Source organism: Polymorphobacter multimanifer (genome assembly GCF_014205635.1).
Lineage (GTDB): Bacteria > Pseudomonadota > Alphaproteobacteria > Sphingomonadales > Sphingomonadaceae > Sandarakinorhabdus > Sandarakinorhabdus multimanifer.
Genome location: NZ_JACIIV010000013.1, coordinates 101,342 through 115,344 on the forward strand (window position 1 = coordinate 101,342; position 14,003 = coordinate 115,344).

Here is a 14,003-nt window from a genome sequence, read left to right on the forward strand (position 1 = left end):
GGGGTGTGGAACCATAGTGCGCGGGCGGGGGGGCTGCCGCCAAGCCCCTTGGCGCCCGGCCCGATAACCGGAATGCATGGGGGCAAGGGTCGGGGCGATTAGCCGGGCCGGGCGGCGTGCTTATGGTCGGCGGCATGGCGACCTTGCTCAATTCTCCCCCCCGCTTGGACCCTTCGGCGCTGGTGCGGCCGGGGCGGGTGCATCGCTCGGTTTATACCGACGCCGAGATCTTCCGGCTGGAGATGGAGCGCATCTTTTCGCGCGCCTGGATTTATCTGGCGCATGAGAGCGAGATGCCGGCGGCGGGCGATTATGTTCGGCGGCATATCGGCAGCCGCCAGGTAATCCTGACGCGGGACCGCGACGGGGCGGTGCATGCGATTCCCAACCGCTGCTCGCACCGGGGAACCACGCTGTGCGCCTTCGATCGCGGCTCGGCGCCCGGCGGGCACAGCTGCCCCTATCATGGCTGGAACTTTGCCGCCGATGGCCGGCTGCGCGGGGTGCCGCAGCGGAGCAATTATGAGGGCGTGCTGGAACTGGGCGACTATGACCTGCAGCCGGTGCGGGTGGCGGCGTATCGCGGCTTTCTGTTCGGGACGCTCGACGCCGAGGCGGTGCCGCTGGTGGAGTTTCTCGGGCATATGGCGACGTCGATCGATGATCTGGTCGATCGCTCGCCTTCGGGCGAGGTGGTGTGTTCGCCGCATGTGCTGCGCCACCATTATCGCGGCAACTGGAAGCTGAGCTTCGAGAACCTCAATGACACCATCCATCCGGGCTTTGCGCATTCGGCCTCGGTGGTCTCGGCCAAGGCGGTGGCGGCGGGGCTGGAGGAGGGCGAGCCACTGGCGGCGTCGCTGGGGATGATGCTCGCCAACGGCAAGCCGATCCAGTTTTTCCAGGATCTTGACATGGTGACCACGCCGCGCGGCCACAGCTATATCGGCGGGCATATGGGGGCCAGTTACACGGCGGACACGCAGAGCGCCTATGCGCAGGCGCTGATCGCGCATCATGGGCCCGACAAGGCGGCGCGGGTGCTGGGCACCGACCGGCATCTGATGCTGCTCTACCCGAGCTCGACCTGGCATGCGCGTTACCAGACGGTGCGGATCGTGCGGCCGGTGCGGCACGATCTGACCGAGATCATCGGCTATACCTTCCGGCTGCCGGGGGCGCCGGAGGAGACGTATCGCAACGCGGTGGAATATTGCACCGGCGCCAACAGTGCGGCGTCGCCGGTGATTGCCGATGATCTTGAAGTTTATGAGCGGATCATGGACGGCAACGGGTTTGACGCGCGCGAATGGGTGCCGATGAGCCGGGGGTTGCGCGAGGACCGCGAGGCAGTGCCGGGGTTGACGCGCAGCCCGGCGACCTCGGAGGCGTTCATCCGCAACCAGTTTGCGGCATGGGCCGATTATATGGGCGCTGCGGCATGAGCGACGCGGGTTTGCGCGAGCGGGTTCGTGCGCTGATCGAGGATGAGGCGCGGCTGCTCGATGACCAGGATTTCGAGGCCTGGCTGGCGCTGTTCACGCCCGATTGCCGCTATTGGGTGCCGGTAAGCCTGGACCAGACGACGCCGGGGGACGGGGTGGCGCACTTCAATGATGACAAGCAGTTGATGGCGGCGCGCACGCACCGGCTGCTCAACCCGCGGGCCTTTGGGGCGGAGCCCTCCCCGCGCACGGCGCATGTGGTTTCGGGGGTGCGGATCGATGCGGTGGATGACGACGGGACGGTGCATGCCAGCTCGTCGCAGATCATCCTCGAATATCGGCGGCGCGACCGTTTCGAGGAGGATAGCCGGGTGTTTGGCGGGCGGGTGCGGCATGTGCTGCGGGCGACCGGGAGCGGGCTGCGGATTGCCTTGAAGCGCGTCGATCTGGTGAACGCCGAAGGCTCGATGAACGCGCTGGCGGCGCCGTTTTGAACGCGTTTCTGCCTTATGGGGCGTGGTGGTCGACGCCGTTCGCGCGCTGGCAGGGGCCGCTGGCGCATCTGCATTCGCTGCGCTTTGCGGCGTTCACGGCGCGGGGTGCCTTGGCGGCGCGGGGGATTGGCGCCGACGCGCTCGATTTCGGGGTGCTGGGGTTCACTGTCCCGCAGCCGGGGAGTTTTTACGGGCTGCCGTGGGTGGCGGCGGAAGCGGGGGCGGCGCATCTGGCGGGGCCGAGCATCATGCAGGCGTGTGCCACCTCGGCGCGGTGCTTGCAGGTGGCGGCGGCCGAGGTTGCGGGCGGCGGGGCAACGGCGGCGCTGGTGCTGGCGGCGGACCGGGTGTCGAACGGGCCGACGCTGGTTTACCCGCGGTCCGATGGGCCGGGCGGGGCGGCGCAGGTGGAGAATTGGGTGCTCGACAATTTTGCCGCTGACCCCTGGGCGAAGTGCGCGATGGTGCAGACGGCGGAGAATGTGGCGGCGAAATGGGGGCTGCAGCGCGAGGCACAGGATGACCTCGTGCTGATGCGGCTGGCGCAATATCATGGCGCCCGCGAGCGGGGGTTTCATGGCAGCTTCCTGATGACCGCGCTTCCGGAGGGGCATCTGGAGGGTGATTTCGGGGTGCAGCCGGTCAATGCGGGCAAGGTGCGGGGGCTGCGGCCGGTGCAGCCGGGGGGCATCGTGACCTATGCGGGGCAGACGCACCCTGCCGATGGCAATGCGGGGGCGATTGTGGCGACGCGCGATGCGGCGCGGGCGCTGAGCCGGCGGCCGGAGATCGAGGTGGCGCTGCTCGGCTTTGGCACGGCGCGGGTGGAGGCGGCGATGATGCCGGCCGCACCCGTACCCGCAACGGCGCGTGCGCTGAAAGCGGCGGGGCTTGAAATGGCGGCGGTGGATGCGGTGACGAGCCACAATCCGTTTGCGGTGAATGATCTGGTGTTTGCGCATGAGACGGGGTTTCCGCTCGAGCGGATGAATGTGAACGGGTGCAGCCTCGTGTTCGGGCATCCGCAGGGGCCGACGGGGTTGCGCTGCACGATCGAGCTGATCGAGACGCTGGCCGAGCGCGGGGGGGGCGTGGGGCTGTTCCAGGGGTGTGCGGCGGGGGATACGGCGATGGCGCTGGTGCTCGAGGTGCGCGATGCACGGCACTGAGGCGCTGCCGAGCCCGTTGGCGCTGCTGGCGCGCGCGGCGGCGCAGGCGCCCGAGGCGCTGGCGCTGGCGGCGGGGGCGGTGCGGCTGAATTATCGCTGCTATGCTGCCGCCGTGGCGAGCCTGGCGGCGCAGCTGGTGGCGGCGGGGGCGCGCGGGCGGGCAGTCGTGCTGCTGCTGCGGAACGGTGTGGAACTGCCGATCGGGATTTTCGGCGCACAGGCGGCGGGAGGGCAGGCTTGTGCGCTCAACCCCGATTATACCGAGCGCGAGCTGGCGGAGATGCTGGCGGTGGCGCGGACGGCGGTGGCGATTACCCATGTCGATCTGGCCGAGCGGTTGCGGGCCGCACTTGGGGCGGAGTTCCACGGCACGTTGCTGGTGTTGCCCGATGATGCGGCGGCCTGGGTGGCGAGTTTGCAGGGGGTGGCGCCCGCCCTGCCGGCGCCCGATCCGGACAGCATTGCGACGCTGCAGTTTACCGGCGGCACCGCCGGGGTTCCCAAGGCGGTGATGCTGAGCCACCGCGCGATTGCCGCCAATGTGGCGCAGCGCGAGGCGGTGCTGCCGACACTTTGGCAGGATGAGCGGGTGATCTGCATGATGCCGCTGTTCCACAGCTTTGCTGCCGCCATGGGGCTGCATCTGGCGGCGAATTGCGCGGGGAGCTTGCACATCCTGCCGCGCTACCGGCCCGACTGGGTGGTGGAGACGATTGCCGCCGAGCGCATCACAAGGTTGCCGGCGGGGCCGACGGTGTTCAACAGCCTGCTCGCGTATGACGGGCTGGCGGGGGCGGATCTTGCGTCGTTGCGGAGCGCCTGGTCGGGATCGGCGCCGCTGTCGGCCGAAACGCTGCGGCGGTGGCAGGCGCAGACCGGGGTGCCGGTTCTTGAAGGCTATGGCCAGTCTGAGGCGGGGCCGATCCTGACGTATCACGGTCCGGGGATGGTGCAGAAGCTCGGGAGTGTGGGGCCGGCGGTGCCGGGGACCGAGGTGCAGATCGTCGATGTCGAGACGGGGGTGCGGGTGCTGGGGCCGGGCGACCTCGGCGAGGTGCGGGTGCGGGGACCGCAGATCATGGCGGGGTATCTGGACGATGCGGCAGCGACGGCTGAGGCGCTGCGGGATGGGTGGCTGCATACCGGCGATATTGGACGGCTCGATGGGGATGGCTGGCTGTTCATCGAGGATCGCAAGAAGGATATGGCGATCATCGGCGGCTACAATGTCTATCCCCGCGAGGTGGATGAGGTGCTGATGGCGTGCCCCGGCGTAGGCGAGGCGGCGGCGGTGGGGGTGCCCGATGCGTATCGGGGTGAGCTGCTCTGGGCGTTTTACAGTGCCGATGCGGAGCTGCCGCTGGCGGAGTGGGTGGCGGCGCGGCTGGTGAAGTACAAGCATCCGGCGCGGTTCGTGCGGCTGGACGCACTGCCGAAGACGGCGGTGGGGAAGATCGACAAGCAGGCGCTGAAAGCGCTGGCGGCGGCCGGCTGATGTCACTGGCGCAGGTCGAGGCGTTGCGGGCGATGTTGGCGGGGCGGCCGAAGGATGCGCCGCTCGCAGCCCGGCGCGCCGGGTTCGAGGCGATGATGGCGCGGGATGTGCCGCCGAAGGAGACGCGGGTGGAGACGGTGGCGATCGGCCCTGCCCTGTCCGGCGAGTTGGTGATGGCGGCGGGGGCGGACCCTGGGCGGCTGCTGGTGTGGTTGCATGGCGGGCAGTTCGCGCTCGGGTCGGCGGCGAGCTACCGGGCGTTTGCCGCGCGGGTTTCGGCGGCTAACGGCTGTGCGGTGCTGACGCCGGATTATCGGCTGGCGCCCGAGCATCGCTATCCCGCCGCGCATGACGATGCGGAAGCGGCGCTGCGCTGGGGGCTGGCAAATGCTGGGCGGGTGGCGATTGGCGGGGATTCGGCGGGGGCCAATCTGGCGCTGGCGGCGGCGCAGCGGGTGGCAGGGGCGGCGGCTTTGTGGCTGCTTTCGCCGTATCTCGATCTGACACACACAGCACCGAGCATAAACGCACGGAGTCCGCGCGATCCGTTCGTCGATCCGGCGGAGATGGATGCGGTGGCGGCGCGCTATCTGGGGGATGCCGACCCGGCCGGCACGCGTGCATCGCCGCTGTTGGGGCCGCTGGACGCACTGCCACCGGTGCTGGTGCAAGTGGGCTCGGATGAGGCGCTGTTCGATGATGCGGCGCGACTGGCGGCGCTGGTGCCGGGGACGGTGTTCCAGGAGTGGGTCGGGATGATTCATGTCTGGCCGCTGTTTGCAGCGCAGATCGACGAGGGGGCGCAGGCGATTGCGCAGGCGGGGGCCTTCCTGCAGCGGGCGATGGTTGAAGCCTGAAACATATGCCTTGCAATCATTCCTGATTGGAATGACACTCAAGCCATGGAACTGCGCCAGCTTCGCCATTTTCAGGAGATCGTCCGCTGCTCGAGCTTCGGCCAGGCGGCGGAGAAGCTGAACATCACCCAGCCGGCGCTTTCGAAAAGCATCCGCAATCTGGAGCGGTCGCTGGGGTGCCAGCTGCTCGAGCGGCATCCATCGGGGGTGACGCCGACCGAATATGGTCTGGTGTTCCTCGATTATGCCGCCCTTGTCATTTCCGAGCTCGAGCGCGCGGTGGAGGAGCTGAATGCGCTGCGCGGGCGCGGGCGCGGTGTGGTGCGGGTGGGGGCCGGCTCGACGATGATGCGCTATCTGCTGCCGCAGGCGGTGCGGCGCTTCATGGCGCAGGCCGAGGGCAATTCGGTGAGCTTTCGCCAGGGGCTGAAGGACGAGCTGATGGCCTCGCTGCGGCGTGGGGACATCGACATCATGGTGGGCAGCACCAACCCCGACCAGCTTCCCGACGACATGCGCCATGAGGCGGTGCTGCAGGACCGGATCGTGGTGGTGGCCGATGCCAAGCACCCGCTGGTAGCCGAGCGCCGGATCGCGTTGGCGGCGCTGGCGGCATGCCAATGGGTGCTGCCCGAAGGCAATGAGCCCGAGGGCGAGCGGCTGGTGCGCAGCCTGCGCCGCGAAGGGCTGGCACCGCCGCGCGTGGCGGTGCGGACTGGAAGCTCGGTGTTCATGGCGGCGCTTCTGAAGGACAGCAGCTATTTGAGCTATCTGCCGGCCGCGCTGATTTCGCTCGATCCCGACTTTGCGCATCTGGTCCCGCTCGATCTGGCCGAGCCGATCTGGCCGCCGGTGCTGGTGGGGGTGACCTATCGCCGGCGCGGGGTGATGCTGGCCCCGGTGCGGCGCTTCATCAACCGGCTCAAGGATGTCGCAGGCGAGGTGCCGGCGAACTGACCGGTTGGCGCGGGACGATATTTCAACTATAAAATGTCCAAGTTGAAACTATCGAGTCGCTGATGCCCGAGGCTGCTTCTCCCCGCCATGCGCTGATCACCGGTGGTGGCACCGGCATCGGTGCTGCGATTGCGACGGCCCTTGCCGCCGAGGGTTGCCGGGTGACGCTGCTGGGGCGCCGCGAGGGGCCGCTGCGGGCGGTGGCGGAGGGATTGCCCGACGCCGGTTTTGTGACGGGCGATGTGACCTGCCCCGAGAGCATCGACACCGCCTTTTGCGCGGCGCGGGCGGCGCGGGGGCCGATCGACATCCTGGTGGCCAATGCGGGGGCGGCGGAGAGCGGGCGCTTCGCGGCGCAAGGCCGGGCGGTGTGGCGACGGATGATGGCGGTCAACCTCGATGCCGTGCATGATTGCGCACAGGCCGCCCTCCCCGACCTGCTGGCGAGCCCGGCAGGGCGTCTGGTGGTGGTGGCGAGCACCGCGGGACTGAAGGGCTATGGTTTTTCGGTGGCCTATAGTGCCGCCAAGCATGGCGCCATCGGGCTGGTGCGGTCGCTGGCGATGGAACTGGCGGGGACGAAGGTGACGGTGAATGCCGTATGCCCGGGCTTTACCGATACCGACATCGTGGCCGAGGCGGTGGCGACGATCAGCGGCAAGACCGGGCGGTCGGCGCAAGCGGCACGCGCCGAGCTGGCGCGGTTCAACCCGCAGGGACGGCTGATCGACCCTTTGGAGGTGGCGCGCGCGGTGGCGTGGCTGGCGTGCACGGACAGTCGCAGCATCACCGGACAAAGCATTATCGTGGCAGGCGGAGAGATCATGTGACCGATAGCATTGTGACGTTCCGCGAAAAGCATGATGGCGAATTGGGGGATGCAGCACTCGATTCCGAGACGCGCGAGGCGGTGCGGCTTTGGCTGCGGCTGCTCAGTTGCACGATGGTGATCGAGAAGCGGGTGCGGCGCGGGCTGGCGGAGCAGTTTCAGACGACGCTGCCGCGCTTTGACATATTGGCCGCGCTCGACCGTGCCGAACAGGGCCTCAGTATGGGCGCGCTTGGTCGGGCGCTGCTGGTGTCCAACGGCAACATCACCGGGCTGGTACAGACGCTCGTGCGCGATGGCGACGTGCGGCTGTCGAATGCACCGGGGGACCGGCGGACGGCGATCGTGCAGTTGACGCCCGAGGGCCGTGAGCGGTTCCGGGCGATGGCAGCGACGCATCATGGCTGGATTGCCGAGTTGCTGGGGGGGCTGACCGGGCCCGACAGGGCCGCCCTGCTCAAGCAATTGGGCGGGCTGCAGGCGTCGATTGCGGCGGCGGGCACGGAGTTCGACCAGTGAGTGCGGCGGATTTTTCGCCGCGGCATTTTGGCTGGGGGCTGGCGGACGGCGTGGCGACGATCACGCTGAACCGGCCCGAGCGCAAGAACCCGCTGACCTTCGAGAGCTATGCCGAGCTGCGCGACCTGTTCCGGGCGCTGGTCTATTGGCCGGAGGTGAAGGCGGTGGTGCTGACCGGGGCGGGCGGCAATTTTTCGAGCGGTGGCGATGTGTTCGAGATCATCGGGCCGCTGACGAAGATGGCGATGCCCGAGCTGCTGGCGTTCACGCGGATGACCGGCGATCTCGTCAAGGCGATGCGCGGCTGCCCGCAGCCGATCGTCGCGGCACTGGACGGCGTGTGCGTGGGAGCCGGCGCGATCATGGCAATGGCCTCCGACCTGCGGCTGGCGACGGAGCGCACGAAGACGGCGTTCCTGTTCACCCGCGTCGGGCTGGCAGGATGCGACATGGGGGCGTGTGCAATCCTGCCGCGGATCATCGGCCAGGGGCGTGCGTCCGAGCTGCTGTTCACCGGGCGGACGATGAGTGCCGAGGAAGGCGAGCGCTGGGGGTTTCACAACCGGCTGGTGGCGGCTGACGCGTTGATTGACGAGGCGCAGGCGCTGGCAGCGAGCCTCGCGGCGGGGCCGGGCTTTGCGCATGGGATCACCAAGACGCAGCTCAATATGGAATGGGCGGTGAGCCTTGATGTGGCGATCGAGATGGAGGCGCAGGCGCAGGCGATCTGCATGAAGACGCAGGATTTTGTTCGCGCGTTCGAGGCGTTTGCGGCGAAGCGGTCGCCGGTGTTCGAGGGCAATTGACATGGCCGACCGCAGCTTTCTCGACTGGCCGTTTCTGGGCGCGCAGCATCAGGACCTGGCCTGTGCGCTGGAGGATTGGTGCGCGCGGGTGCTGGGGCCCCTGCCCCACTCGGACGATGATATCGATGGGCAATGCCGGGTGCTGCTGGGGCTGTTGGGGGATGGTGGATGGCTGCGCCATGCCGTGCCGGCGGCCTATGGTGGGGCACATGAGGGCTTTGACGTGCGGTCGCTGTGCCTGATCCGCGAGACGCTGGCGCGCTGGTCGGGGCTCGCCGATTTCGTGTTTGCGATGCAGGGGCTGGGATCGGGGACGATCAGCCTGTTCGGCAGCGAGGCGCAGAAAGCTTTGGTGCTTCCGGGCATCGCCTCGGGTGCGCGGATGGGGGCGTTTGCGCTGACCGAGCCCGAGAGCGGCTCGGATGTGGCGGCGATGACGACGATGGCGCGGCGCGACGGCGATGAGTGGATTATCGACGGCGCCAAGACCTATATCTCGAACGGCGGAATCGCATCGCAATATGTGCTGTTCGCGCGGACCGGCGAGGCGCCGGGGGCCAAGGGGATTTCGGCGTTTCTGGTGCCGGCCGACACGCCGGGGCTGGAGATTGCCGCACGCATCCGGGTGATGGCGCCGCATCCGCTGGCGACTTTGCGCTTCGACGGGATGCGGCTGCCCGGCGATGCGCTGATCGGCGAGGCGGGGCGCGGCTTCCAGCAGGCGATGGCGACGCTCGACATCTTCCGCACGACCGTGGGGGCGGCCGCACTTGGGTTTGCGCGCCGCGCGCTCGACGAGGCGACGGCGCGGGTGCAGGCGCGCACCCTGCAGGGCCGGCCGCTGGCGGAGAATGCGGTGGTGCAGGCGCAGCTGGCGGACATGGCATTGGATGTCGATACCTCGGCGCTGCTCATTTATCGCGCGGCGTGGCTGCGCGATGTGATGGGGCAGCGCAACACGCGGGAAGCGGCGATGGCGAAGCTGCATGCGACCGATGCGGCGCAGCAGGTGATCGACAAGGCGGTGCAGCTGCATGGCGGGCTGGGGGTGGAGCATGGGCATATCGTCGAAAGCCTGTTCCGCGAGGTGCGGGCGCTGCGGATTTATGAGGGCGCTTCGGAGGTGCAGCGGATGGTGATTGCGCGCGAGCATCTGGCGCAGGCGAAGGGAGGCAATCGGTGAAGATCGAGGTTATCGGCGCCCGCGCGCGCAGGCGCGCAAACAGGGAAACCGCCGCCCGTCATGGAGCTGGAGCATGAAGATCGAAATTATCGGCGGCGGCCCGGGTGGATTGTATCTGGCCATCCTGACCAAGAAGGCGCGGCCCGATTGGCAGGTGGCGGTGCATGAGCAGAACCGCGAGGGGGATACGTTCGGCTTTGGCGTGGTGTTTTCGGATGACACGCTCGACGAGTTCCTGAGCCGTGATCCGGAATCCTATGCGATGATCCGCGACCGCTTTGCCTATTGGGACGATATTCGGATCGTGCGGAGCGGGACGGAAGTGCGCTGCGGGGGCAATGGCTTTGCCGGCTGTGCGCGGCTGGCGCTGCTCGAGGTGCTGTTTGCGCGGTGCCGGCAGCTTGGGGTGGCGCTGTCCTTCGGCGAGGTGATCGATCCTGCGGAGCTTTCCACCCGCTTTGCCGATGCCGATGTGATCGTGGCGTCGGACGGGATCAACAGCCGCATCCGGACGCATTTTGCGCAAGCGTTCCAGCCCGAAGTGCGGCTGATGGCGAACCAGTTCACCTGGATGGGGAGCACGCGGCCGCTGACCGACTTCACCTATTTCTTCCGCGAAACGCCGCACGGGATCATCACCGCGCACACCTACCAATATGAGCCGGGGCGCTCGACCTGGATTTTCGAGACCGATCCGGCGACCTGGGCGGGGCACGGTTTTGCCGGCATGGGCGAGGACGAGGCAGCGCGCTATCTGGAGGGGGTGTTTGCCGACGAGTTGCAGGGGCATGGGCTGATCACCAACCGCTCATTGTGGCGCAATTTTCCGCGCGTGGAGTGCAAGGCCTGGTCGCATGGCAACATCGTGCTGCTCGGCGATGCCAAGGCGACGGCGCATTATTCGATCGGCTCGGGCACCAAGCTGGCGATGGAATGCGCGATTGCGCTGGCCGATGCGCTGCTGGCGCACGAGCATGATGTGGGGGCTGCGTTTGCGGCGTATGAGGCGGCGCGGCGGACGCCGGTGGAGATCACCCAGCACAATGCCGCAGTGAGCCTGGCCTGGTTCGAGCATGTGCGGCGCAGCTGGGACATGCCGGTGATGCAGTTTGCCAATGTGGTGATGAGCCGGGCCAAGGCGATCACCTATGACAATCTGCTGCTGCGTGACCCGGATTTCGTGGACGCGGTGGACAGCGAGTTTTACGACACGCTGCTTGCCGAGACGGGGCATGATGCGAGGGATTCGCGCCCCACCCCGATGTTCACGCCGTTGACGTTGCGCGGGCTGACGCTGGCGAACCGCGTGGTGGTTTCGCCAATGGCGCAATATCGCGCGGTGGCGGGCGAGTTCACCGACTGGCATCTGATGCATTATGGGGCGCGGGCGCAGGGCGGGGCCGGGCTGGTTTACCTGGAGATGACCTGCCCGAGTGCGGACGCGCGGATCACGCTCGGGTGCCCGGGGCTCTGGAACGATGCGCAGGAAGCGAGCCTGAAGCGGATTATCGACTTTGCGCATGCCGATGGCGGGGCGCGGATTGCGCTGCAGCTGGGGCATGCCGGGCGCAAGGGCTCGACGCAGCTTGGCTGGGAGAAGATGGACCATCCGATTGCGCGGGCAGAGGACAATTGGCCGCTGGTTTCAGCGTCGCCGATCGCATGGTTCGAGGGCGAGAGCCAGGTGCCCGCCGAACTGGACGAAGCCGGGATGGCGCGGATCACGGCGGATTTCGTGGGCGCCACGGAACGTGCGGCGCGGGCGGGGGTCGATCTGCTCGAGCTGCACTGTGCGCATGGCTATCTGCTGGCGAGCTTCCTGTCGCCGCTGACCAACCTGCGCACCGATGGCTATGGCGGTGCAATCGAGAACCGGCTGCGGTTTCCGCTTGAGCTTTTTCGGGCGATGCGGGCGGTCTGGCCCGAGGAGCGGCCGATGGCGGTGCGCATTTCGGCGTCGGACTGGGCCGAGGGCGGCTTGAGCGAGGCCGATTGCTTTGCGATCGCGCGCGGCTTTGCGGACGCGGGCGTGGACCTGATCGATGTGAGCAGCGGGCAGACGGTGCCGCACCAGGCGCCGACCTATGGCCGCATGTATCAGGTGCCGTTTGCCGAAAGCCTGAAGAACGAGTTGGGGGTGAAGACGATATGCGTGGGTGCCATCACCGAGCCGGGGCAGGTCAACACCATCATCGCCTGCCGGCGCGCCGATCTGGTGGCGGTGGGGCGGCCGCATCTGACGCACCCCAATTGGACGATGCACGCGGCGGCCTGGTATGGGACGAAGCGCGGGCTGGCGGTGCCGAAGCCCTATCTTTCCGGCGCGGCGCAGCTTTGGCGCGAGACCGAAAGGACCCGCGAGAAACAGGCCGAGCTGCAGCGCAAGGCCAAGCCCAAGCGCCACCACACCGAGCGGACGCTGGCGTTCAAGACCGGCGTGCAACGGGCGGCGGCGGAATGAGCATGGTGCATTTGCAGCCGGCTGGGTGGCCGCGGCCCAAGGGCTATGCGAACGGCGTTGCGGTGACGATTCAGCCCGGTGACAGGCTGATCGTGACGGCCGGCGTGGTGGGGTGGGATGCCGAGGAGCGTTTTCCCGCAGGGATGACGGCGCAGGCAGAGCAGGCGTTCCGCAACATTGCCGCGATTCTGGCCGAAGCCAGTGCTGGGCCGCATCATATCGTGCGGATGACCTGGTACATCACCAGCCGCGAGGCCTATCTCTCCGAGGCGCGGGCGATCGGCGAGGCGTGGCGCGCGGTATTTGGCAAGCTGTTTCCGGCGATGGCGGTGGTGGAAGTGACGGCGTTGATGGAAGCCGACGCGATGATCGAGATCGAAGCGACGGCGGTGGCGGGCGCCTAGAACTGCTCGCTGCCGATGTCGCGGGCTGCGTGCAGGATGCGGACAAGCTCGATGCCGTGGCCGGTGGGACAATAGAACAGGGTGTAGCGCCCGACGACGAACGACCGGAGGCCGGTTGCCAGCTCTGGTCTGGGTGAGCCCACAAGCGGCTCGTCGCGCAGCATCGTCAATTTGCTGTCGAAGAGCCGGACAAGCCGGTCAGCTGCCGTGCGGTCGTGCTGCGCGACGTAGCGCCAGATTTCGATCGTGTCCCGCCGTGCAGCCGGACTGCGGACGATGTGCGCCACTAGCGACCGGCGGTCGATGCCCGGGCTTCAGCGAGCAGGGCTTCCACATCCCAGGGTTCGGCCGGGCCGCTGGCAAGGCCCTCCTCGATGGCGCCGCGCAGCCAGGCGAGGCGTTCGGCGTGCTCGGCTTCGCGGGCTTGCAGCAGTCGCAGCGCATCGCGGACGACTTCACTCGATGTGGCGTAGCGGCCGCCTTCGACAGCGGTGCGGACGAAGCTGTCGAGCTCGGGGGTGAGCGATACGTTCATTGCGGCCATGGCAATCTCCTGAGTGGAAGATACCATCCGCAAAGGCTATGTCAAAGACTGACAATCAGCCGAGCTTGAGCTCGAAATCGAAGCGGTAGTTGGGGGCATAGGCGCCGGGGAAGTTGGAGAAGCTGCGCAGCGTGCTGCTGTTGCGGCCGTTGCGCGATTCGACGACCTGGCCGGTGACGAAGCGGAAGCGGCCGGTGCCGCCGGTGATGGCGCGGACGAGCACTTCCTTGTCGACATCATTGCCGTCTTCGACGCCGCTCGAGATGAGCATTTCGGGGGAGAGATTGTCGGGGCCGAAGCGACCAAACACGTAGTTGTGTTCGGACAGGAGGTGCGGCTCGGTGCGGGCGGTTTCGATGACCGTGCCCCTGGTGTCCTTCGCCGGCTCGCGGTTGCCGTTGATGAGCACCCAGCCGCGGCTGAGCCAATGGCCGACGGGTTCGGCACCCTTGAAATCCCAGTTGATCTGATATTGCACGCTCGATTTGCCGCCGGGCCGGCCGGGCGTCATCACGCTGGCCCTGGGGATGGTGCCGCCGGGATAAAGCGCGCCTTCGACCTGATAGGTGTCCCCGCGCACATCGATGTTGAAATAATCCTGGCTGTCCTTCGGCCCGATGCGCCCCGATGCGTCGATGGCATCGCTGTTGCCGATCACCGCCACATCGATGGCGAAGCGGACGATGCCGCGCGCATCGGGGGTGAGGCTGAGCCAATCGGCAGGGCCGGGCATCACCATCTGCGTTTGCTGCGCCAGCAGCGGCCGGCCGGCGGCGAGCAGCCCCATGGAGCCGGCGAGCCCCAGCATCGTGCGGCGCGAAGCATCGGTCATGGTGGCGT

General features: G+C 67.8%; 15 protein-coding genes. 12 read left to right on the forward strand and 3 right to left on the reverse strand.

Going from position 1 to position 14,003, the window contains the following annotated elements; genetic code table 11:
* Nucleotides 1-134 precede the first annotated feature (134 nt).
* From FHS79_RS10265 to FHS79_RS10320, 12 genes are all read left to right on the forward strand, one after another.
* Nucleotides 135-1,445, forward strand: coding sequence for an aromatic ring-hydroxylating oxygenase subunit alpha (locus tag FHS79_RS10265; protein ID WP_184199256.1), 1,311 nt, complete (start codon nucleotides 135-137; stop codon nucleotides 1,443-1,445).
* The gene (locus tag FHS79_RS10270; protein ID WP_184199259.1) at nucleotides 1,442-1,939 is read left to right on the forward strand and encodes an aromatic-ring-hydroxylating dioxygenase subunit beta; all 498 of its coding nucleotides are present in this window, start codon (nucleotides 1,442-1,444) and stop codon (nucleotides 1,937-1,939) included. Before FHS79_RS10265 ends, FHS79_RS10270 begins: the two co-directional genes overlap by 4 nt.
* A complete protein-coding gene (locus tag FHS79_RS10275; protein ID WP_184199262.1) occupies nucleotides 1,936-3,108 on the forward strand; it encodes a thiolase family protein in 1,173 nt (390 codons plus the stop codon). The genes FHS79_RS10270 and FHS79_RS10275 overlap by 4 nt, the downstream gene beginning before the upstream one ends.
* Entirely contained in the window at nucleotides 3,095-4,603 is a 1,509-nt protein-coding gene (locus FHS79_RS10280; protein ID WP_184199265.1) for an AMP-binding protein, read from the forward strand. Before FHS79_RS10275 ends, FHS79_RS10280 begins: the two co-directional genes overlap by 14 nt.
* Nucleotides 4,603-5,460 carry an alpha/beta hydrolase fold domain-containing protein gene (locus FHS79_RS10285; RefSeq protein WP_184199268.1) on the forward strand — a complete coding sequence of 286 codons (858 nt, stop codon included), beginning with the start codon at nucleotides 4,603-4,605 and terminating at the stop codon, nucleotides 5,458-5,460. The genes FHS79_RS10280 and FHS79_RS10285 overlap by 1 nt, the downstream gene beginning before the upstream one ends.
* A gap of 45 nt (nucleotides 5,461-5,505) precedes the next feature.
* Nucleotides 5,506-6,417 (forward strand): LysR family transcriptional regulator, encoded by a 912-nt coding sequence (locus FHS79_RS10290; RefSeq protein ID WP_184199271.1) that lies wholly within the window; start codon nucleotides 5,506-5,508, stop codon nucleotides 6,415-6,417.
* 62 nt (nucleotides 6,418-6,479) lie between these two features.
* Nucleotides 6,480-7,247, forward strand: a complete 768-nt coding sequence (locus FHS79_RS10295; RefSeq protein WP_184199274.1) for an SDR family NAD(P)-dependent oxidoreductase — start codon at nucleotides 6,480-6,482, stop codon at nucleotides 7,245-7,247.
* Nucleotides 7,244-7,765, forward strand: coding sequence for a MarR family winged helix-turn-helix transcriptional regulator (locus tag FHS79_RS10300; protein ID WP_243453468.1), 522 nt, complete (start codon nucleotides 7,244-7,246; stop codon nucleotides 7,763-7,765). The genes FHS79_RS10295 and FHS79_RS10300 overlap by 4 nt, the downstream gene beginning before the upstream one ends.
* Entirely contained in the window at nucleotides 7,762-8,571 is an 810-nt protein-coding gene (locus FHS79_RS10305) for an enoyl-CoA hydratase family protein (protein WP_184199277.1), read from the forward strand. Before FHS79_RS10300 ends, FHS79_RS10305 begins: the two co-directional genes overlap by 4 nt.
* Nucleotide 8,572: 1 nt before the next feature.
* Entirely contained in the window at nucleotides 8,573-9,754 is a 1,182-nt protein-coding gene (locus tag FHS79_RS10310) for an acyl-CoA dehydrogenase family protein (protein WP_184199280.1), read from the forward strand.
* 73 nt (nucleotides 9,755-9,827) lie between these two features.
* Nucleotides 9,828-12,215 (forward strand): oxidoreductase, encoded by a 2,388-nt coding sequence (locus tag FHS79_RS10315; protein ID WP_184199283.1) that lies wholly within the window; start codon nucleotides 9,828-9,830, stop codon nucleotides 12,213-12,215.
* Nucleotides 12,212-12,619 carry a RidA family protein gene (locus FHS79_RS10320; protein ID WP_243452808.1) on the forward strand — a complete coding sequence of 136 codons (408 nt, stop codon included), beginning with the start codon at nucleotides 12,212-12,214 and terminating at the stop codon, nucleotides 12,617-12,619. The genes FHS79_RS10315 and FHS79_RS10320 overlap by 4 nt, the downstream gene beginning before the upstream one ends.
* Here the strand turns inward: FHS79_RS10320 and FHS79_RS10325 are convergent.
* Genes FHS79_RS10325 through FHS79_RS10335 form a run of 3 tightly spaced genes read right to left on the reverse strand, consistent with a single transcriptional unit; the run spans nucleotide 12,616 to nucleotide 13,995 of the window.
* Nucleotides 12,616-12,906 (reverse strand): type II toxin-antitoxin system RelE/ParE family toxin, encoded by a 291-nt coding sequence (locus tag FHS79_RS10325; RefSeq protein WP_184199286.1) that lies wholly within the window; start codon nucleotides 12,904-12,906, stop codon nucleotides 12,616-12,618. The genes FHS79_RS10320 and FHS79_RS10325 overlap by 4 nt on opposite strands.
* A complete protein-coding gene (locus tag FHS79_RS10330; RefSeq protein ID WP_207792306.1) occupies nucleotides 12,906-13,163 on the reverse strand; it encodes a type II toxin-antitoxin system ParD family antitoxin in 258 nt (85 codons plus the stop codon). The genes FHS79_RS10325 and FHS79_RS10330 overlap by 1 nt, the downstream gene beginning before the upstream one ends.
* A 55-nt stretch (nucleotides 13,164-13,218) precedes the next feature.
* On the reverse strand, nucleotides 13,219-13,995 hold the full coding sequence (locus FHS79_RS10335; RefSeq protein WP_184199289.1) for a hypothetical protein: 777 nt from the start codon (nucleotides 13,993-13,995) through the stop codon (nucleotides 13,219-13,221).
* Nucleotides 13,996-14,003: the final 8 nt, after the last annotated feature.